Annotated in this window: 19 protein-coding genes and 1 tRNA gene; 11 read left to right on the top strand and 9 right to left on the bottom strand. The window is 72.2% G+C overall.

What is annotated here, in order from left to right; all coding sequences use genetic code 11:
* Nucleotides 1–31: 31 nt before the first annotated feature.
* Together FB00_RS03045 and FB00_RS03040 are read left to right on the top strand one after the other, a co-directional pair.
* Entirely contained in the window at nt 32–2,296 is a 2,265-nt protein-coding gene (locus FB00_RS03045) for an RNA degradosome polyphosphate kinase (protein WP_047231397.1), read from the top strand.
* Between the two features lie 3 nt (nt 2,297–2,299).
* Nucleotides 2,300–3,337, top strand: a complete 1,038-nt coding sequence (locus FB00_RS03040; RefSeq protein ID WP_082140919.1) for an NUDIX hydrolase — start codon at nt 2,300–2,302, stop codon at nt 3,335–3,337.
* A gap of 85 nt (nt 3,338–3,422) precedes the next feature.
* Here FB00_RS03040 and FB00_RS03035 read toward each other — a convergent pair whose 3' ends face one another.
* From FB00_RS03035 to FB00_RS03025, 3 genes are all read right to left on the bottom strand, one after another.
* Entirely contained in the window at nt 3,423–4,424 is a 1,002-nt protein-coding gene (locus FB00_RS03035; protein WP_047231396.1) for an inorganic phosphate transporter, read from the bottom strand.
* Nucleotides 4,425–4,429: 5 nt separating this feature from the next.
* Nucleotides 4,430–5,050 (bottom strand): DUF47 domain-containing protein, encoded by a 621-nt coding sequence (locus tag FB00_RS03030; protein WP_047231395.1) that lies wholly within the window; start codon nt 5,048–5,050, stop codon nt 4,430–4,432.
* Between the two features lie 807 nt (nt 5,051–5,857).
* Nucleotides 5,858–6,457: a hypothetical protein gene (locus tag FB00_RS03025; RefSeq protein ID WP_047231598.1), complete on the bottom strand. Its 600-nt coding sequence runs from the start codon at nt 6,455–6,457 to the stop codon at nt 5,858–5,860.
* A 263-nt stretch (nt 6,458–6,720) separates the two neighbouring features.
* Between FB00_RS03025 and FB00_RS03020 the strand changes: the two genes are divergently transcribed.
* The 5 genes from FB00_RS03020 (at nt 6,721) to FB00_RS03000 (ending at nt 11,856) form a co-directional block, all read left to right on the top strand.
* Entirely contained in the window at nt 6,721–8,175 is a 1,455-nt protein-coding gene (locus FB00_RS03020) for a sugar porter family MFS transporter (protein WP_047231394.1), read from the top strand.
* A 175-nt stretch (nt 8,176–8,350) separates the two neighbouring features.
* Nucleotides 8,351–8,854: a MarR family winged helix-turn-helix transcriptional regulator gene (locus FB00_RS03015; RefSeq protein WP_047231393.1), complete on the top strand. Its 504-nt coding sequence runs from the start codon at nt 8,351–8,353 to the stop codon at nt 8,852–8,854.
* Between the two features lie 159 nt (nt 8,855–9,013).
* The gene (locus FB00_RS03010) at nt 9,014–10,720 is read left to right on the top strand and encodes an MDR family MFS transporter (RefSeq protein ID WP_082140917.1); all 1,707 of its coding nucleotides are present in this window, start codon (nt 9,014–9,016) and stop codon (nt 10,718–10,720) included.
* A gap of 151 nt (nt 10,721–10,871) precedes the next feature.
* Nucleotides 10,872–11,375 carry a MarR family winged helix-turn-helix transcriptional regulator gene (locus FB00_RS03005; RefSeq protein ID WP_047231392.1) on the top strand — a complete coding sequence of 168 codons (504 nt, stop codon included), beginning with the start codon at nt 10,872–10,874 and terminating at the stop codon, nt 11,373–11,375.
* 19 nt (nt 11,376–11,394) lie between these two features.
* The gene (locus tag FB00_RS03000) at nt 11,395–11,856 is read left to right on the top strand and encodes a DUF2809 domain-containing protein (protein WP_047231391.1); all 462 of its coding nucleotides are present in this window, start codon (nt 11,395–11,397) and stop codon (nt 11,854–11,856) included.
* On the opposite strand, the gene msrB is transcribed toward FB00_RS03000, so the two are convergent.
* Both msrB and FB00_RS02990 read right to left on the bottom strand, forming a co-directional pair.
* Nucleotides 11,825–12,253: a peptide-methionine (R)-S-oxide reductase MsrB gene (gene msrB / locus FB00_RS02995; RefSeq protein ID WP_047231390.1), complete on the bottom strand. Its 429-nt coding sequence runs from the start codon at nt 12,251–12,253 to the stop codon at nt 11,825–11,827. The two genes, FB00_RS03000 and msrB, sit on opposite strands and share 32 nt — an antisense overlap.
* A gap of 133 nt (nt 12,254–12,386) precedes the next feature.
* Complete coding sequence (locus FB00_RS02990; RefSeq protein WP_047231389.1) at nt 12,387–13,898, bottom strand: DEAD/DEAH box helicase; 1,512 nt, start codon at nt 13,896–13,898, stop codon at nt 12,387–12,389.
* Between the two features lie 278 nt (nt 13,899–14,176).
* Between FB00_RS02990 and FB00_RS02985 the strand changes: the two genes are divergently transcribed.
* Nucleotides 14,177–14,893 (top strand): M50 family metallopeptidase, encoded by a 717-nt coding sequence (locus FB00_RS02985; RefSeq protein WP_047231596.1) that lies wholly within the window; start codon nt 14,177–14,179, stop codon nt 14,891–14,893.
* A gap of 131 nt (nt 14,894–15,024) precedes the next feature.
* On the opposite strand, the gene FB00_RS02980 is transcribed toward FB00_RS02985, so the two are convergent.
* A complete protein-coding gene (locus FB00_RS02980; RefSeq protein WP_047231388.1) occupies nt 15,025–15,306 on the bottom strand; it encodes a HesB/IscA family protein in 282 nt (93 codons plus the stop codon).
* 376 nt (nt 15,307–15,682) lie between these two features.
* On the opposite strand from FB00_RS02980, the gene FB00_RS02975 reads away from it, so the two are divergent.
* Nucleotides 15,683–15,758, top strand: a tRNA-Lys gene (locus FB00_RS02975).
* 93 nt (nt 15,759–15,851) lie between these two features.
* Here FB00_RS02975 and FB00_RS02970 read toward each other — a convergent pair.
* Both FB00_RS02970 and FB00_RS02960 read right to left on the bottom strand, forming a co-directional pair.
* Nucleotides 15,852–16,043, bottom strand: coding sequence for a hypothetical protein (locus FB00_RS02970; protein ID WP_047231387.1), 192 nt, complete (start codon nt 16,041–16,043; stop codon nt 15,852–15,854).
* Nucleotides 16,044–16,488: 445 nt separating this feature from the next.
* Nucleotides 16,489–16,818: a hypothetical protein gene (locus tag FB00_RS02960; protein ID WP_047231385.1), complete on the bottom strand. Its 330-nt coding sequence runs from the start codon at nt 16,816–16,818 to the stop codon at nt 16,489–16,491.
* Nucleotides 16,819–16,959: 141 nt separating this feature from the next.
* On the opposite strand from FB00_RS02960, the gene FB00_RS02955 reads away from it, so the two are divergent.
* Nucleotides 16,960–17,199 carry a three-helix bundle dimerization domain-containing protein gene (locus tag FB00_RS02955; protein WP_047231384.1) on the top strand — a complete coding sequence of 80 codons (240 nt, stop codon included), beginning with the start codon at nt 16,960–16,962 and terminating at the stop codon, nt 17,197–17,199.
* 73 nt (nt 17,200–17,272) lie between these two features.
* Nucleotides 17,273–17,560 (top strand): DUF4287 domain-containing protein, encoded by a 288-nt coding sequence (locus FB00_RS02950; protein ID WP_047231383.1) that lies wholly within the window; start codon nt 17,273–17,275, stop codon nt 17,558–17,560.
* A gap of 121 nt (nt 17,561–17,681) precedes the next feature.
* Here the strand turns inward: FB00_RS02950 and FB00_RS02945 are convergent, their stop codons facing one another.
* Complete coding sequence (locus FB00_RS02945) at nt 17,682–19,331, bottom strand: glycoside hydrolase family 64 protein (protein ID WP_052877396.1); 1,650 nt, start codon at nt 19,329–19,331, stop codon at nt 17,682–17,684.
* Nucleotides 19,332–19,394: the final 63 nt, after the last annotated feature.

The raw sequence follows: 19,394 nt of genomic DNA, 5'->3' as shown, positions 1-19,394 counted from the left end.
ACCGTTCACCATCTGGTGCCACCATGAACCCATGACCGACACGTCCACGCAGCGCACGCTCGACCCGGACCTCGCCGCGCACATCGCCGAGCACATCGCGGAGGAACCCGAGATCGAGCCGGTGGGCGCAGAGCTCGGCCTCGGCCCGCTGCCCGACGACCGGTTCGCCGACCGCGAGCTGAGCTGGCTCGCGTTCAACCAGCGCGTGCTCGAGCTCGCGGAGGACCCGAGCCAGCCGCTCCTGGAGCGCGTCCGGTTCCTCGCGATCTTCGCGTCCAACCTCGACGAGTTCTTCATGGTCCGGGTCGCCGGACTCAAGCGCCGCATGGCGACCGGCATCGCGGTCACCGCCGCCTCGGGGCTCTCGCCCCGCCAGGTGCTCGACGCGATCAGCGAGCGCGCGCACGACCTCATGGCGCGGCACGCGCGCGTGTTCGCCGACGACGTCCAGCCCGCGCTCGCCGCCGAGGGCATCACGCTCGTGCACTGGGACGAGCTCGAGACGCGTGAGCAGGAGCGCCTGCACAAGTTCTTCCGCAAGCAGATCTTCCCGGTGCTCACGCCGCTCGCCGTCGACCCCGCGCACCCGTTCCCGTACATCTCGGGGCTGTCGCTCAACCTCGCGGTCGTGGTCGCCAACCCGACCACGGGCAAGGAGCACTTCGCGCGCGTCAAGGTGCCGCCGCTCCTGCCCCGGTTCATCGCCGTGGACGCGCGGGGCCGCCCGAGCGCGCCGACGTCGCAGACCGCTGCACCCGACCGCGGGCCGACGTCGTTCGTGCCGATCGAGGAGGTCATCGCCCAGCACCTCGACCACCTCTTCCCCGGCATGGAGGTGCGCGAGCACCACCTGTTCCGCGTCACGCGCAACGAGGACGTGGAGGTCGAGGAGGACGACGCCGAGAACCTGCTCCAGGCCATGGAGAAGGAGCTCCTGCGGCGCCGGTTCGGACCGCCCGTCCGGCTCGAGCTCACGCCGGGGATCAGCCCACGCATCCGCGCGCTGCTCGTGCGCGAGCTCGGCGTGGTCGAGGAGGAGGTGTACGAGATCCCCGAGCCGCTCGACCTCACCGGGCTCAACCTCATCGCCGACCTCGACCGTGCGGACCTGCACTTCCCGCCGTTCGTCCCGACGACGCACCGCCTCCTCGCCGAGGTCGAGAGCGCGTCGCCCACGGACGTGTTCGCCGCGATCCGCGAGCGCGACGTCCTGCTGCACCACCCGTACGACTCGTTCTCGACGTCGGTCCAGACGTTCCTCGAGCAGGCCGCGGCCGACCCGGCCGTGCTCGCGATCAAGCAGACCCTGTACCGGACGTCGGGGGACTCGCCGATCGTCGACGCGCTCATCGACGCCGCCGAGGCCGGCAAGCAGGTGCTCGCGCTCGTCGAGATCAAGGCGCGGTTCGACGAGCAGGCCAACATCTCCTGGGCGCGCAAGCTCGAGCAGGCGGGCGTGCACGTCGTGTACGGGATCGTGGGGCTCAAGACGCACTGCAAGCTCTCGCTGGTCGTGCGCCAGGAGTCGGACGGCCTGCGGCGCTACTGCCACGTCGGCACCGGGAACTACCACCCGAAGACCGCGCGCCTGTACACCGACCACGGGCTGCTCACGTGCGACCCCGACGTCGGCCAGGACCTCACGCGCCTCTTCAACCAGCTCTCCGGGTACGCGCCCCAGTCGAGGTTCCACCGCCTGCTCGTCGCGCCGCGCACGGTCCGCTCGGGGCTCGTCGAGCGCATCGACCGCGAGGCGGCCGCGGCGCAGGCCGGCCACGAGGCGTGGGTGAAGATCAAGGTCAACTCCGTCGTCGACGAGACGACGCTCGACGCGCTGTACCGCGCGTCGCAGGCGGGCGTGAAGGTCGACCTCGTCGTGCGTGGCATCTGCGCCGTCCGCCCGGGCGTGCCCGGGCTCAGCGAGAACATCCGCGTGCGCTCGATCCTCGGCCGCTTCCTCGAGCACTCGCGCATCTACGCCTTCGCCAACGCCGCAGGCCCCGCCATCGGCGAGGGACCCGAGAGCGGGCCGGAGGTGTTCATCGGCTCGGCCGACCTCATGCACCGCAACCTCGACCGCCGCGTCGAGGCGCTCGTGCGCATCACCGACCCTGACCAGGTCATCGAGCTGCTCGACCTGCTCGACGTGTCGATGTCCGAGCGCACCGCGTCCTGGCACCTCGACGCCGACGGCACGTGGCACCGGCCCGAGTCGGGGCCCGACGGCACGCCGCTCGTCGACCTCCAGGCGAGCCTCGTGCAGCGACAGCGCCGCCGGCTCGTCGGGAGGCGGTAGCGGATGGGTGTGCCCTCCCCCGCCCTGCGCAGCGGGCTGCCGCTCGTGGACGCCCTCGGCCCCACGCACGTGTCGCACGCCCCGGTCATCGAGTCGGCCGGCGCGCTCGTGTGGCGCGTGCGCGACGACGACCTCCAGGTCCGCCTCGTCCACCGGCCCCGGTACGACGACTGGTCGTGGCCCAAGGGCAAGCTCGACCCCGGCGAGACCTTCCAGGCCGCGGCCGCGCGCGAGGTCGCCGAGGAGACGGGCAAGCCGGTCGTGCTGGGCGTCCCGCTGCCGGGACTCCAGTACCTCACGCCCGAGGGTCGCGTGAAGCGCGTGCACTACTGGGCGGCGCGCCGGGCGTCGCAGAAGGCGGACGCCGGTGCGCTCGCCGCGCGCGCGCCCGTCCCGCCCGTGTCACCGCAGGAGATCGACCGCGCGGCGTGGCTGTCGGCCGACGATGCCGCGCACCGGCTCACGCGCCAGGCCGACCGCGCCCCGCTCGAGGCCCTCGTGCGCGAGCGCGAGGAGGGGCGGCTGGCGACGCACGTCGTCGTCATCGCCCGGCACGGCAAGGCCGTCTCGCGATCGGCGTGGCACGGCGACGAGCAGGACCGTCCGCTCACGCCGGCAGGGCACGCCCAGGCCGTCGCCCTGGTGCCCGTGCTCGCGGCGTACGGCGTCGAGACCGTCGTGACGAGCCGCTGGGACCGGTGCGCCCAGACGATCGCGCCCTACGCCGGCGCGTCGGGGCTGGAGACCGTGAGCATCGACCACCTCACGGAGGCGCAGCACGAGCGCTCCCCCGCGCGCGTCGCGCGGACCGTCCGCGAGCTCCTCGAGGCCGAGCGGTCGTCGGTGCTGTGCACCCACCGGCCCGTGCTGCCCACCGTGCTCGACGTGCTCGGTCAGCACTCGCGGCGGCCCGTCGCGAACGCGCTGCCGGCGCACGACCCGTTCCTCGAGCCGGGCGAGATGATCGTCGCCCACGTGGCGCGCACGCCCAAGGGACCGCGCGTCGTCGCGGCGGAGAAGGTCGCCCCGCCGCTCCACTGACCGCTCGCAGCACGGACGCGCGGCCCGGACGGGCGACCGCGAGGTCGTTCGTCCTGGCCGCGCGTCACGACCTGCGCGAGCAGGGTCAGAGCAGGATCGGGCTGAGGATCCAGTAGACGACGGCGGCGACGAGCGCGGCCGCCGGGATGGTCAGGACCCACGCGACGCCGATGTTCTTCGCGACGCCCCAGCGGACCGCGGACAGGCGCTTGGTCGCACCGACGCCCATGATCGCGGAGGTGATCGTGTGCGTCGTCGACACCGGCGCGTGGAAGATGAACGCGTTCGCGTACAGCACGACCGCGGAGACCGACTCGGCGACGAAGCCGCGCGCCGGGTCGAGCTCGATGATCTTGCGGCCCAGCGTGCGCATGATGCGCCACCCGCCGGCGTAGGTGCCGAGGGAGATCGCGGTCGCCGCGGACAGCTTGACCCACAGCGGGATCGTGTTGTCGTCCTGGAACCCGCCCGCGACGAGCGCGAGCACGATCACGCCCATCGTCTTCTGCGCGTCCTGGAGACCGTGGCCCAGGGCCATCGCCGCCGCCGACGCGGTCTGCGCGATGCGGAAGCGGCGGAACGCCCGGGCGGGCGCCGCGTTCCGGAACACCCACAGCAGCAGCACCATGAGCGCGAACGCGAGACCGAAGCCGATGAGGGGCGAGAAGACCATGGGGAGCACGACCTTGTCGAGGATCGCGTCCCAGTGGACCGTGATCCCCGACGCGATGCCGACGCCCGCGAGACCGCCGATGATCGCGTGCGTCGACGACGACGGCAGCCCCAGCCACCACGTGATGAGGTTCCACGTGATCGCGCCGACGAGACCGCACAGCACGATCACGAGTCCCTGATGGGGTGGGACGTCGTTGACCGCGACGATGTCCTCCGCGATCGTCTGCGCGACCGCGGTGCCGAGCAGGGCGCCGATGAGGTTGAACACCGCCGCCATGAGGAGCGCCGCACGCGGCGTGAGGGCCCTGGTCGAGACCGACGTCGCGATGGCGTTCGCGGCGTCGTGGAACCCGTTGGTGTAGTCGAACGCCAGGGCGAACGCCACGACGACGACGACGAGCACTGCCTCCACGGGGCTCAGGACTCCTTGAGGGCGATGGTCTCGACCGTGTTCGCGACCTTCTCGAAGGCGTCGGCCGCCTGCTCGAGGACCTCGACGATCTCCTTGAGCTTCATGAGGAGGACCGGGTCGGACACGTCGTCGAAGAGCTCGGCGAGCAGCTTGCGGTGGACCTTGTCCGCCTGGTTCTCCAGGCGGTTGACCTCGACCCAGTACTCGGGGAGGTCGTCCATGGAGCGCAGGCGCGGCATCGCCTCGGCCGTGAGCTCCGACGCGCGCTGGAGCACCTGGACCTGCTCGGACACGCGGGCCGGGAGCTCGTCCACCTTGTAGAGGACGATGAGGTCGGCCGCCTCCTCCATGAAGTCCATGCAGTCGTCGAGCGCCGACGCGAGGGCGTAGATGTCGTCCCGGTCGAACGGCGTGACGAACGTCTGGTTGAGCCGACGCATGATCGAGTGCGTCGCGTCGTCCGCGAGGTGCTCGGTCTCGCTGAGCTGCTTCGCGAGCTGCTTGCGCGTCGGACGGTCCGCGCCGAGCAGCTCCGCGAGGAGCGTTGATCCGGTGACCAGGTGCTGCGCCGAGGCGGCGAGAAGGTCGAAGAACGAGGTGTCGCGCGGTGTCAGGCGCAGGCGCACGGGAGGCTCCGGAAGGGACGCGGGGTAGGGGTCTGAGCTGGCGTCGGCCACAAGGGCCGCTCGGCCGCCGGACGGGCCGGTCGGCCGGGGTGGTCACGATCTCGGGTCGGATGATCTCTGGATGAACGCACGTCGAACTCTCGTCAAATGTAGCCGACGCGCGGAGCGATGCTGGAATCGTCGGGGCGAAGGTCCCGCATCCTCAGGACGCTCACAGCCCGCGCCCGGCGTCCTCGCCGGGGCGGCGACCCTCCTGGTGCGCCGTCGCGCTCGCACCAGGAGGGGAAGTAGTGACGCCGGACCGGGAGCGCCTCTCGGCGCGTGGCCGCTCGTAGCGGCTGAGTGTGGAGCCCGGGGCTACCGCGGCCCGGCGTCGTGAACCATCGTACGTGCCGGACGCCCCGCGAGGTACCCAGCCGACCCGCTGTTCGCGCTCCGCGAGAACCCCACCCCCCGACGTGCGCACCCGCCCCGTTTCCCCCACCCTCCGCCCCACCCACCCGAGGTAGGACCCCGGTCGACCGGGGTAGAACCCTGGTTACCCAGAGGAGAGGGCTGAACCGACACCGCGGGCGGTCGCCCGAGGTGCGGGACGACCAGGGCGAGACGACGTAGGGCGGGGTGGGTGGTGGTGCCGCGTCGTGGCGGGCCTGGCGGGAGCCGCGAGGAACGAGCGGCGGATGGTAGACGCGGCACCACCACCCACCCCGACCACCCAACGCAACCACGCGCCGTCGAGCACAAGAACCACGGCTCTACCTCGCGCGACCGGGGTCCTCCCTCGGCAACCGGGCGGCCGCAGGAGGGTCAGTCGAGGCGGTCGGCGCGCCAGAGCTCGGCGGCGTGCTCGAGCTCTTGCGCGGTACGGAGCAGAGAGCCCGCCCCGCGAGTCATGCGGAGTGCGCCGTCCGGGTCGGCGACCTCCCGGGCGTCGGCGTCGAACGCGGCGCCGGTCGCGAGGATCCGGCAGAACGACCCGGCACGCTCGAGCGCGACAGCGAGGTCGCCGGTGAACACGCCGGAGAGCACGGCGTCGGCGAGGTCGCGGACGTCCTGGGGCCCGGGCGGCCGTGGCACGCCGGCGATGGCCTCGTGGACCGGCGCGGCGTCGACCCCGAGCCGGTAGCGCAGCGCCACCGTCTGCGGGTCGCGGCGCACCCATTCGCGCAGCACGTAGAGCCGCCAGAGCGCGCCCGGCAGGGAGTTCGGCGCCGCGTCGGACCACAGGCCGGCGACGACGTCGAGCCCCTCGGTCTCGACGAGGTGGACCAGCCGCTCGACGACCTGGGGGTCCTCGGTGTCGCGCGCGCGGTGCACGATCGCGTGCGCGGTGGTGTGCGCGACCTGGTCGCGCAGCGCGGGGTCGAGCTCGCCGGGGAGCTCGTCGGCGTCGCGCGGGTCGAGCATCGCCGGGCGGCGGGGGCGTTGCGTGCGGTCGGACCGGCCGGGGTCGGGCCGGGGTCCGGGGGTGGTGGAGGCGTCGTCGGGCACGCGCCCAGTCTCCACCCGGCGCGGGGGCGGTCGCACCGGCGCGGCGCCCCGAACGACCCTGCGCGCCCCGGCGCGCGCGCGTGACGTTCGCCGCACCCCGTTCACCGCGCCACCGCGAGCACCCCGTCCTACAGTGACGAAAGGGGCCTCCTACCGGCTCCGGAAGGAGCGGAGGAGAGATGTCGAGCAGCGACGCAGCAGGTCACGGGACCGTGAGCGCACGCAGCGCCCACCGCAAGGCCATCGGTCTGGCCGTCGCCGCCGCGGTCGGCGGCTTCCTCTTCGGCTTCGACAGCTCCGTGATCAACGGTGCCGTCGCCGCGATCGAGGGGCAGTTCGACCTCGACTCCGCGGTCACCGGTCTCGTCGTCGCGATCGCCCTCCTGGGCTGCGCGCTCGGCGCGTGGTCGGGCGGCAAGCTGGCCGACCGCTGGGGCCGCACGCGCGTGATGGTGTTCGGCGCCATCCTGTTCTTCGTCTCCTCGATCCTGTCCGCGATCGCCTGGTCGGCGTTCGACCTCGCGATCTGGCGCTTCATGGCCGGTGTCGGCATCGGTATCGCGTCGGTCATCGCGCCGGCGTACATCGCCGAGATCGCGCCGGCCCGCCTGCGTGGCCGCATGGGGTCGCTGCAGCAGCTCGCGATCACGGTCGGCATCTTCGCGGCTCTGCTGTCGGACCAGCTCCTCGCCGAGACGGCCGGCGGAGCCGCCAACGAGCTGTGGTTCGGGTGGGAGGCCTGGCGGTGGATGTTCCTCGTGTGCGTGATCCCGGCGGCCGTCTACGGCATCCTCGCCCTGCGGATCCCCGAGTCCCCGCGCTACCTCGTGGCGAAGGGTCGTGACGACGAGGCGCGCGCCGTGCTGGAGTCGGTGCTCGGACCCGAGGAGGACGTCGACGACCGCATCGCGCAGATCCACCGCTCGATCGCGGTCGACGAGAAGAACGCCCAGGAGGGGACGCTCAAGGGCTCGACGTTCGGGCTCAAGCCGATCGTGTGGGTCGGCATCCTGCTCTCGGTGTTCCAGCAGTTCGTCGGGATCAACGTGATCTTCTACTACTCGACGACGCTGTGGCAGGCGGTCGGGTTCGACGAGAGCCAGTCGTTCCTCGTCTCGACGATCACGTCCGTGACGAACGTCGCGGTGACGTTCATCGCGATCGCGCTCGTGGACAAGGTGGGCCGTCGCCCGATCCTGCTTATCGGCTCGGCGGGCATGACGCTCTCGCTGGGCATCATGGCGCTCGCCTTCACGCAGTCCAGCGGGAGCGGGGACAACATCACGCTGCCCGACCCGTGGGGCCCCATCGCCCTGGTCGCCGCGAACGCGTTCGTCGTGTTCTTCGGGGCCTCGTGGGGGCCGCTCGTCTGGGTGCTGCTGGGCGAGATGTTCCCGAACCGCATCCGCGCGGCCGCGCTCGGCGTCGCGGCGATGGCGCAGTGGCTCGCCAACTTCGCGATCACCCTGACGTTCCCGCCGATGCTGTCGGCGTTCGGCGCCTCGATCCCCTATCTCATGTACGCGATCTTCGCGGCGCTGTCGTTCGTCTTCGTCTTCAGCAAGGTGCCCGAGACCAAGGGCGTGGAGCTCGAGGACATGGGCGACGAGCGCGTGGGTCGCGCCGCGCACTGACGCCGTTCGTCCCGGACCCGGGGTCGGTCCTCACGGTGCACGCCGGGTGAGGACGGACCCCGGGTTCGGCCGTCTCGGGCCTCGACGGGACGCCCCGGGAATTCCTTGCTCCGGACAATGGTTGCTGAAAGCAACTGCGAGGCGTATGCTTGCCTGCAGCAACCAAGGAGTACTCGTGCCCGTCGTCACCCCCTCCGCGACCACCGCGGCCCCCGATCTCGCGCCCGACCCGTCCCCCGCGGCGGGCCTCATCCGCGCCCTCGACGAGCTGGCCCGCGCGCAGCGCGAGTCGGCCGTCCGCATCGCGCGCGACCTCGACATCCCGCGGTCGTCGTTCGGCCTGCTCCGCATGCTCCAGCGGTGCGGTCCCGTCCAGCTCGGGGACGTCGCCGCGAGGCTCCGCGTCGACCTGTCCGTGGCCAGCCGCCAGGTGAGCCACCTGGTCGACGAGGGCCTCGTCCGCCGCACGGTGGACGACGACGACCGGCGCGCCCGGACCGTCGAGCTCACCGAGGACGGGCGGACGCTCGTCCTGCGGGCCTACGAGCACATCGACGCCTTGGCCGCCACGACGTTCGCCGAGTGGCACGACGACGAGATCGTCGAGGCCACGCGCCACATCGAGCGCGTCGCCGCGGCGGTCGTCGCCGGCCACGACGCTCCCCGCACGACCGGGTGACCGACGGCGCCCGGCGGCACCACCGCCGTCGGGCACGCCCTCGACCGCCGACCGCGCCGCCGCGCGACCGGCCACGACCACATGACACCGCCCCACGACACCGCCGCACGACACGGCCGCTCCGACACGGCCCCGTGAGCAGAAGGAACTCAGCGCCTCATGACCAGCACCACTCCAGAACGCACCGCCCCGCCCGGCGGGACCGAGACGTCCATGACCCGTCGCGAGGTCATGGAGTCCCTCTCCGGGATCCTCCTCGGCATGTTCGTCGCGATCCTCGCGAGCTCGATCGTCTCGAGCTCGCTCCCCAAGATCGTCAGCGACCTGGACGGATCGCAGTCGTCCTACACCTGGGTCGTCACGTCGACCCTGCTCGCCATGACGATCTCGACCCCGATCTGGGGCAAGCTCGCTGACCTCACCAACCGCAAGGTCCTCATCCAGGTCGCGCTCGTCGTCGCGGTCGTCTCCTCGGCGCTCGCCGGCCTGTCGCAGAACGTCGGCACGCTCATCGCGCTCCGCGCGTTCCAGGGCATCGGCGCGGGCGGCCTCATGGCGCTCGCCACCGTGCTCATCACGGACATCATCTCGCCGCGCGAGCGTGGCAAGTTCATGGGCCTCATGGGCGGCATCATGGCCGTCAGCCAGATCGGTGGCCCGCTCCTGGGCGGCGTGCTCACGGACGCCGTGAGCTGGCGCCTCAACTTCTTCGTCGGGCTGCCGTTCGCGATCGCCGCGATCATCGTGCTCCAGCGCACGCTGCACCTGCCGAAGGTCGCGCGCCGCGTCGTCCGGATCGACTACTGGGGCGCGATCCTCATCAGCGCCGGCGTCTCCTCGCTCCTGCTGTGGGTGACGTTCGCCGGGCAGAACTTCGAGTGGCTCTCGTGGCAGACCTTCGCGATGGTCGGCGGCGCGGTCCTCGCGCTCGTCGGTGCCGTGCTCGTCGAGCGCGTGACCCCCGAGCCGCTCATCCCGCTGCACCTGTTCAAGAACCGCACGTTCGTCCTCGCGGTCGTCGCCTCGGTCGCCGTGGGCGTCGCGATGTTCGGCACCGCCGTGTTCCTCAGCCAGTACATGCAGGTGGCGCGCGGCAAGACCCCGACCGAGTCGGGTCTCCTGACGATCCCGATGATCGTCGGCACGTTCGTCGCGTCGACCCTGTTCGGTCAGCTCATCACGCGCTACGGCCGCTACAAGGCCTTCATGGTGACGGGTGGCGCGGTCCTCGTGGCGTCGCTGTTCGCGCTGTCGACGATCGACTACCACACGAGCTTCACGCTCATCAGCGTCTACCTGTTCTTCCTCGGCGTCAGCATGGGCATGCTCATGCAGAACCTCGTGCTCGCCGTGCAGAACACGCTCGACGTGGACGAGATGGGCGCCGGCACCTCGACCGTCGCGTTCTTCCGCAGCCTGGGCGGCGCGATCGGCGTCTCCGTGCTCGGTGCGGTGCTCGCGACCAAGGTCACGACGTCGATCCAGGACGGCCTGACCAAGCTCGGCATCCCGGCCGACTCGATGGGCGGCGGCAACGCCGTACCCGACGTCTCGACCCTGCCCGCGCCGATCAAGGACCTGGTCGAGAAGTCCTACGGCGACGGCATCGCCGAGATCTTCCTCGTCGCCGTGCCGCTCGCGCTCGTCGCGCTGATCGCAGTGTCGTTCCTCAAGGAGGTGCCGCTCGGCACCAAGACCGGCCTGCAGGAGCGCCTCGAGAAGGAGGCGGCCCTGCTCGGCTCGGACGCCCCGGTCGACGCGACCCCGGGCCGTGTGACGCCGGCCGAGGAGACGGAGTCGACGCTCCTCGAGGCGTACGAGCCCGCGGGCGTCGTAGACGAGGCGGGGACGCGCTCCTCGCGCTGACCCACCCCGCACGCGAGTGCATGGAACAGGCGGTCTCGAATCGGTTCGGGGCCGCTTGTTTCATGCATTCAGCGTGTTGGTCGGTCGTCCAGCGGGTGAGGTTTTCCGGACGAGCGTGACCGCGTGCCGTCCCGGGCGTCATGATGGGCGTGTGCCCGCCGAGACCGCTCCCACCCGCACCGTTCCCGACGCCACCCGCGACGCAGAGCCGGACGTCGCGTACGTCGACCTCGAACGCGAGCTGCGGGTCCTCCTGCGCCGCGGCGGTGCGGCGGCGACCGCCATGGCGCGCCGGATCCACCCGGACCTCGAGGCGAGCGCGTACCCGCTCCTCGCGCACATCGCCGACCACCCCGGGATCCGCGGGTCGGACCTCGCCGCGCACTTCGGCGTCGGGCGCGCGACGATCTCGCGCCAGCTCAGCAGGCTCCACGCCCTGGGCCTCGTCGCGCGCGAGGTCGACCCCGACGACTCGCGCGGCCAGCTCATCACGCTCACGCCCGACGGCGAGGCCCGGCTCCACGCCGCGCACAGCGGCCGGGTCATCTCGATCACCGAGGCGCTCGAGGGCTGGGACCGCGCCGACGTCGCGACGCTCGCGGCGCTGCTGCACCGGTACTCCGAGGACGTCGTGCGCTGGGCCGCGAACCGGTGACGCCTCGCGCTGACCTCGCGTGACGGCGCACGACGGCGCGCGCTCGCCCCGCCCCGGTGTCTCGCCGGTACCCACGCGGCCCCGCCGACGGCGCCTCGTCGTCGCCCTGGTGCTCGGGGTCGTCGTGCTCGCGGGGTTCTTCGTCGCGACGCGCGTGCCCGACCCGTGGGGGGACGTCGGCGGTGACGTCCTCTACGCCGTCGCGACCTACGTGCTCGTGGTGCTCGTGCTCGCGCGCACCCGCCCGCTCGTCGCGGGCTCGCTCGCGCTCGGCTGGTGCTGGGCGGTCGAGGCGCTCCAGGCAACGGGGCTGGCCGCCGCCGTGAACGACGCGGTCCCGCCCGCGACGTGGCTGCTGGGCAGCACGTTCGCGGTGCGGGACCTGGTCTGCTATCTCGTGGGCGTCGGCCTCGCGTGCGCGGTCGACACGTGGGCCGTCGCCCGGTCGGTCACTCCTCGCCGGCCTGGAAGGTCAGGCTGACCGAGTTCATGCAGAACCGGTCGCCCGTCGGGGTCTGGGGCGCGTCGTCGAACACGTGGCCCAGGTGCGACCCGCAGCGCGCGCAGCGCACCTCCGTGCGCACCATGCCGTGGCTGCGGTCGGTGAGGAGCTCGACGCGGTCGCCCGCGAGCGGGCTGAAGAAGCTCGGCCACCCGCAGTGCGAGTCGAACTTGGTGTCCGAGCGGAACAGCTCGTTGCCGCACGCGCGACACGCGTAGACGCCGACGCGCTTCTCGTCGAGCAGCTCGCCCGTCCAGGCGCGCTCCGTCCCCGCCTGCCGCAGCACGGCGAACTCCTGCGGGGACAGCTCGGCACGCCACTCGTCGTCGGTCTTCACGACGTCGTAGGGCTGGTTCTCGTGGGTCTGGCTGGTCATGATCCACCTCCGACGGTCCCAACCGCGCGCAGAGCCCCGGTGTTCCCGCCCCACCCACCCGCTGAGTGCATGAAATAGTCGCGGCCGAATCGGTTCGACCGCGACTATTTCATGCACTCAGCGTTGGGGGGCGTCAGCGCGGGGTGGAGGTCGAGTAGACCGTGCCCGAACCGCCGGCGGGGCGCTGCGCGCGACCGCGGCCGCCGCGACGACGGCCGCCGCCCTGACCAGCCGCGCCGTTCCCGGTGCCCGAGGCGCCGCGTCCGTTCCTGCCGCCGCCCTCGGGACGACCCGCACCCGCCGGGCGCTGACCGCCCTGGCCGCGCTGCGCCGTCGTGCCCTGACCGGCGCCCTGGGCCGCGGGACGACCGCCGCCCTGACCGCCACGGTTGCGGCGCGACGCGCGCGACCCGCCGTTGGTGGACGTGGTGCCACGCTTCGCCTGCGTCTGGGGCGGCGTGATGTCCGCCGGGCGCACGTACGCCGCGACCTCGCCGACGAGGCCCTTGATCGTCGCGTCGCCGGGGGCGACGGGCTTCGGCTGAGCCGTGATCTTCGCCTTGCGCGTGAGGTCGCGCACGTCGCCGCGCTGCTCCGGGAGCATGACGGTGACGACGACGCCCTCCGACCCGGCGCGCGCGGTGCGGCCCGAGCGGTGCAGGTACGCCTTGTGCTCGGCCGGCGGGTCGACGTGCACGACGAGCTCGACGTCGTCGACGTGGATGCCGCGCGCCGCGATGTCCGTCGCGACGAGCACCTTCACCGCGCCCGAGGAGAACGCCTCGAGGTTGCGCTCGCGCGCGCCCTGGCCGAGGTTGCCGTGCAGGTCGACGGCGGGCACGCCCGCCGCGGTGAGCTGCTTCGCGAGCTTCTTCGCCTGGTGCTTGGTGCGCATGAACAGGACGCGGCGGCCGGTGCCCGACGCGAGCTCGTGCACGATCTGCTTCTTCGCGTCCGCGTCGCGCACCGCGAGGATGTGGTGCGTCATCTGCGGGGGCGCGGCCGCGGCGTCGTCCACCGAGTGGCGCACCGGGTTGCTGAGGTAGCGCTTGACGAGCTGGTCCACGCCGTTGTCGAGCGTCGCGGAGAACAGCATGCGCTGCCCCTGCTTGGGGGTCTTGTCCATGATGCGCTTCACGCCGGGCAGGAACCCGAGGTCGGCCATGTGGTCGGCCTCGTCGAGCACGGTGATCTCGATGGCGTCGAGCGTGAGCAGGCGCTGGTTGAGGAGGTCCTCGAGGCGGCCGGGGCACGCGATGACGATGTCCACGCCCTTGTCGAGCGCGGCGACCTGGCGCGACTGCGCGACGCCGCCGAAGATCGTCGTCGTCACGAGGCCGAGCGCCTTGGCGACCGGCTCCATCGTGGCGTTGATCTGGTTGGCGAGCTCGCGCGTCGGGCACAGCACGAGGGCGCGGGGTCGGCGCGGCTGGCGCGACGACTTGGCCCACGACAGGCGTGAGACGGTCGGCAGCGAGAACGCGAGCGTCTTGCCGGACCCCGTGCGTCCGCGGCCGAGGACGTCACGGCCCTTCAGCGAGTCGGGCAGCGTGGCGGTCTGGATGGGGAACGGGGAGTCGATGCCCTGGCGCGAGAGCTCGCGCACGACAGGGGTGGGCAGGCCGAAATCGGCAAAGGAAGTCACGGGTGATGGGCCTCTCGGGGCTCAAGGTCGGGGTCCGCCGCACGCAATCCGGGGGGATCTCCACGACGCGGGGCGCGCGGGATCGCGCTGCCCTCGTACCTCCAGTGTCTCATGCCTGACGCCGGAGCACGGGTGAGGTGCGTCTCGTCGCGTCGTCCGCGGGCACAGCAGGCTGTGGTGGAATGGCGCGCGTGCCCGCGCTGACGCCCTCCCTCGCCGTAGCCCGAGCCGTGCTGTCCGACGGCGGCACCACCTCGGGGGGCGACGTCGCCTCCTCCGTGGGGGACGTCGTCGGGCGGGTGTGGGAGGCCGCGACGACGCCCGTCGCTCCCCCGGCGACCGCCGTCGTCGTGGCGATGGGCGCGCTCGCCCTGGCGGTCGTGCTCGTCACGCCGGTCTGGCGCGTCGCGCGGCACGTCGTGACGATCGCGCACGAGGCGTCGCACGCGCTCGCCGCGCTGCTCACCGGCCGGCGCCTCTCGGGCATCCGGCTGCACTCCGACACGTCCGGGCTCACCGTGTCGTCGGGCCGGCCGCGCGGGTTCGGCATGATCCTCACCGCGTTCATGGGCTACGTCGGCCCGGGCCTCATCGGGCTCGGCGCCGCCGCGCTCCTGCGGCAGGGCTACGCCGTCGGGCTGCTGTGGCTGCTCGTCGTGCTGCTCGCCCTCATGCTGCTGCAGATCCGCAACTGGTTCGGGCTGTGGTCGGTGCTCGTCACGGGCGCCGCGCTGGTCGGCGTGTCGTGGTGGGCGTCGCCCGACGTGCAGAGCGCCGTCGCCTACGCGGTGACGTGGTTCCTGCTGCTCGGCGCGGTCCGGCCGGTGCTCGAGCTGCAGAGCGAGCGGTCGCGCGGACGGGCGGCGACGTCCGACGCCGATATCCTCGCGCGCCTCACGCACGTGCCCGGGCTGTTCTGGGTCGGGGTGTTCCTCGTCGTCACGCTCGGGGCCGCCGTGCTCGGCGGGTCGTGGATCGTGGGACCGGCGGCCTGAGCCGACCTCCCCGGACACGACGACGGGCCGCCCGCCGGAGCGGACGGCCCGTCGTGCGACCGAGGACGCGCCTGGAGGAGGAGGACGCGTCGTCGAGATCGTCCGGCGCGGGCGCCGGTAGAACTGGTGGGTCAGCCCTGAGGAGTCAGGACGAACGCCGGGCCCTGCGCGTTCGGGTCCGTGTCGAGCGTGAGGTTCGAGAGCGTCGGGGCCGTGGCGGATTCCACGAACACCTTCGCCTCGCCGTCCTCGACGACCGTGTCGTCGGGCTGCGGGGCGGGCACGAGCGCGAGCTCGAAGCTGCCCGCCTGGTCCGCGGACTCGGCGATCCGCAGACCGCCTCCCTCTGGGACACCGGCCTGGGTCTGCAGGTCGTGGACAGCGGTACGGGCGTTGTCGGTCAGGGTGAGCACGAGAGCTCCTCTCGTCGCCGGGCGGAACCCTGCGGGACACGTCCGTGCGGCTCACGCCTGGCCGGCGTGACCTGCCGTCGGTGCACCCTCCCGCGGGCTCCTCGGTCCACTCCACCGAAACAAGAACGCGCGCCGCTCGCAAGCGAATCGCCCGATTCTCACCGAATTTCTCACGGAGCAAGACTGCGCGTGACAGCGCTCCATGACCCACGTAGGGTCCGCGCCCGCGCGCACAGCGGGACCTTCGGAGCGAGTTCGGCAGCTCCTGCCCAGATCGGCGAGCCGGGTTGCCGACCTCGACCAGGGCTGCCGACGTCGATGCGAACTGCCGACCCGGCCCGCGGGTAGCCTGTGCGTGGGCGCTGGTCGGCGTCCAGGGCCTCTAGCTCAACTGGCAGAGCTGCGGACTTTTAATCCGTAGGTTGTGGGTTCGAACCCCACGGGGCCCACCACGACCATGGGAATCGCAACGATCTGGGGGCGCTGGTTCGCCGCAGGCCGATGTTCACCCCCAAAGCCTCTTTCGACCTGCGGACATGGCGGGCTTACGCGCCGTCGAGTGCCAGCACCACGAGACCGAGAACCACGGCTGTCGCGGCAAGGGGCCAACCCCAGGTCGCGAGGGAACGACGCAGTCGTGGGTCCTGCGTCACCACGTAGGCCGAGCGCAGGAGCACCGCAGCGAGCAGCGCCGTGACCAGCGCGAGCAGCAGCAGGACATCGACGAGCACGGGCACGGGCACACTCTTCCACGCCACAGCCCTGCCCGGACCTCACCGATGAGTACGCCACCGCGCCCCGAATCGATCCAGCGCGGACAGCCACCCACACAGGGCGTAGAGCCCGAAGAGCGTCACCGCGACCACCGGGAGCGCGAACCCCCACCAGAACCACGGCTCGACCGGTACGCCCAGCAACATGGCGACACTCCCGAGAGCGCCGCCGCAAGACGACGCCAGGAGAAGCAACGCCACGAGCAACACCGGTCGCAGCCACAGCCGCTCCCACGGCAGTCCGCCCACCCATCGGTACGCGACGGCAGACCAGTCGAGAAGCTGACGACCGAGGCGGGTCGATCGCCGCTGGGGCTCCAGGTGCCGGGGAGTCATAGGACGCCCCCGCGACCACCGCGAGGCGGCGCTTCCGGGAGGGCCCGCACCCGCCATCGGACCTTTCGCCGCATCATCGGGCGCGACGGCGGAGGACGAGATGCTCCAGGGCCACCAGGACCGCGCACCCGAGCAGCACGACGGCGATCACGGTCCAGTTGGCCTGGACGCATGCGTCGGTCGCGTCGGACGACAGCGGGTTCAGCCCGCCGAGGGGCTCCTCGATGCACGTGTACCGCTGCCCGTCGTCGGTGACGTCGCGAGGCGCCACGGTCACGAGCATCAGGACCAGCACGAGCACGGCGGTCGTGGCGGCGAGAACGGTGCGGGACCGGCGACCGGGGGCACCACGGCGCTGCACCGCCGGCCACACCGCAGCGGCCAGGAGTGCGAGGACGCGCACAGCACGAGGATCGTCCACATCGGTTGCCCGAGCGTATCGGGAGCAGAGGACCGCGCACAGGCGCCGGTCGGCGCGTCGCGTGCGCCGTGTGTTCATCCGTTGTTGGTTGTGCGCCGCGCCGCGGGGCCGGAGCGTCGGGTCATGGCGATCGAGGACGAGGACCGCGAGATCGACGTCGTGGTCGAGCGGATCAGTGCGCGCTTCCCGGAGGTGCCGGTGGACGACGTGCGCGACCAGGTGCTCGCGGAGCTCGGGCGGTACCAGACCGCGCACGTCCGCGACTTCGTGCCGGTGCTCGTGGAGAACGCGGTGACGGACGTGCTCCGGTCGGGCAGCCGACCGCCCCGGCCCGTACGGAGGTCGCCGCCGCCCGACCGATGAGTCGGCGTGTGGGCGACCGTCGGTAGGTTCACCGGCGGGTCGAGCGGCCCGCCCCCGACGACGAGGAGCACGCATGTCCTTCCAGGCCTATCTCGACGCGGTCGAGGACAAGACCGGCCTCACCCCGCGCCAGCTGGTCGACCTCGCGCACGAGCGCGGGTTCGACGAGACCACGAAGGCCACGCCGATCCTCGAGTGGCTCAAGGACGACTACGGCCTGGGGCGCGGGCACGGCATGGCGATCGTGCACGTCATCACCAAGGGGCCGCAGATCTCCTCGAAGCACGTGGGGTCCGACGGCACGCACCGCGACGAGTCCGACACCCTGTGGCTCGACGGCAAGGCGACCAAGCCGGCCTGACGCCCCGCGGACACCGCGCGGGTCGCCCCGGTCGCGCCCGCGCACACCGGTGCCCGACGACGTCCCGCGAGCGGGCGTCATCGGGCACCGGGCGTGCTACCGGGTCAGGAACCCCACGGCGTCAGAACGACCAGCGCTGGGCCTCGGTCTGGTTGCAGGTCCAGAGCTGGACCTTCTGGCCGTCGCGGAGCGGCGCGCCGCCCTGGGCGTCGAGGCACTTGCCGGACTGCGGGTTGCGCAGCGCCTGGGTGCCGGAGTCGTAGACCCACTTCTGGGCGCCCGTCCCGTTGCACGTGTAGATCCAGACGACGGTACCGTCCGCGGTCCCGCTGCGGGCGACGTCGAGGCACTTGCCCAGCGCCCGCACGGTCCCGTCGGACCCGCGCGTCCACTGCTGCGCCGCGTTGCCGCTGCAGGTCGCGAGCTGGACCTGGTTGGTGTCGGTCGGGTCCGCCCACGGCACGTCGAGGCACAGCGCGGTGCCGGCGCGGATCGTCCCGGTGCCGGTCGGCAGCCCGCCGCCGGGGTTCGGCTGCTCGGTGCCGCCTCCTCCGTCGCCGAGAGGCGTCGCGGTGCCCGTGAAAGGGTCGAGCTTGATGTACGCGGCCTGCGGGTTGCCGTCGTGGACGAGCGACTCGTGCGCGCCGACGTCGTCGAACGCGAACGCGTACGCCTTGCCGTTCGCCATCTGCTGGTGCGCGAGCTTGGCGTAGACGTTGGTCCGGGCGTCCTGGTAGAAGCCGGCGTTGCTCGCGTCGGGCTGGTTCGGGTTGCTCAGCGCCGTGGTGCGCACGAGCGCGGCGCACAGCGTGCGGGCGATGGGCCCGACGACGTGGTCGTTCGGCGCCTGGAGGTCCTTGTGGCACCCGTAGACGCTCGACGCGTCGGGCTTCTTGAAGGCCGCGACCTCCTGCCCGGAGCCGTTCCTGAACCGGAACCAGTCGCCGTCGACCCGGCCGCGGAACTGCGTCCCGGGCTCGTGGGAGAACGGCGTGATCACCATGTCGCGCGTGCGGTAGGAGTTCCACACCTCGGTGACGTACGAGTCGATCGACGCCGAGGAGATCTTGCCGACGTCGATCCCGTGCGACGGGTTGAGCGCGCGCAGGCGGCTCCCGTCGGGGGCGCGCTGCACGAGCCCGCCCCACCCCGCGCTCTCGAGGGCCGTGTAGAACGCCTCGTAGCCGTTCGGCTTGAGCATGCCCGTGCTGAGGACCTGCCCGTCGGCGCGCTTGACGCCCACCTGGTACGGCGCGGACCAGTGGTCCACCTGCGTGCTGTTGATCCACAGCCCGTCGTCGTTGAGCGTGTACTCGGTCCAGTTGAAGAGGATGTTCCGGTTGGGGTCGGAGTCGTTCTGGACCGCGGGCTGCACGAGGCGCCCGTCCAGCACGATCTGGAACGTCATCTTCTGGCCGTACGAGTAGTAGACGCGCCCGGACAGCTTCGGGAGCTGGATCGTCACGGACTGGCCGGGGCCGGGGCCCGCGATCGACGCGTCGGGTGCCGGGACGGGCACGGGCCCGACCCCGCCGGGCCACGGGTGGAACGTGCCGCCCGCGTCGGCCCAGCCGGCGACGCCGTCGCGCTCGCCGAGGACGTACAGGTAGATCGGCCCCTTGCCCGAGTCGTTGGTGATCGTGAGCGGGATGGTCGCCGGGACCGCGCTCGCGGGGGCCGCCGCACCGACGACCGCCCCGCTCACCGCGAGGACCGCCGCGCACAGCGCGGCCCACGCTCGTCTGCTTCTTCTCCGCCTGTCGAGATTCATGCCGGATCTGCTCCTTGTTCGGTTACTTCGTCGTCACCGCACTCGCCGGACCGGCCCGGCGAC

Origin of the sequence: Cellulosimicrobium funkei (assembly GCF_001019615.1) — a bacterium.
Classification (GTDB): domain Bacteria; phylum Actinomycetota; class Actinomycetes; order Actinomycetales; family Cellulomonadaceae; genus Cellulosimicrobium; species Cellulosimicrobium cellulans_E.
The sequence above is the reverse complement of the archived record's forward strand: the minus strand, read 5'-3'. Positions and strand labels throughout refer to the sequence as shown.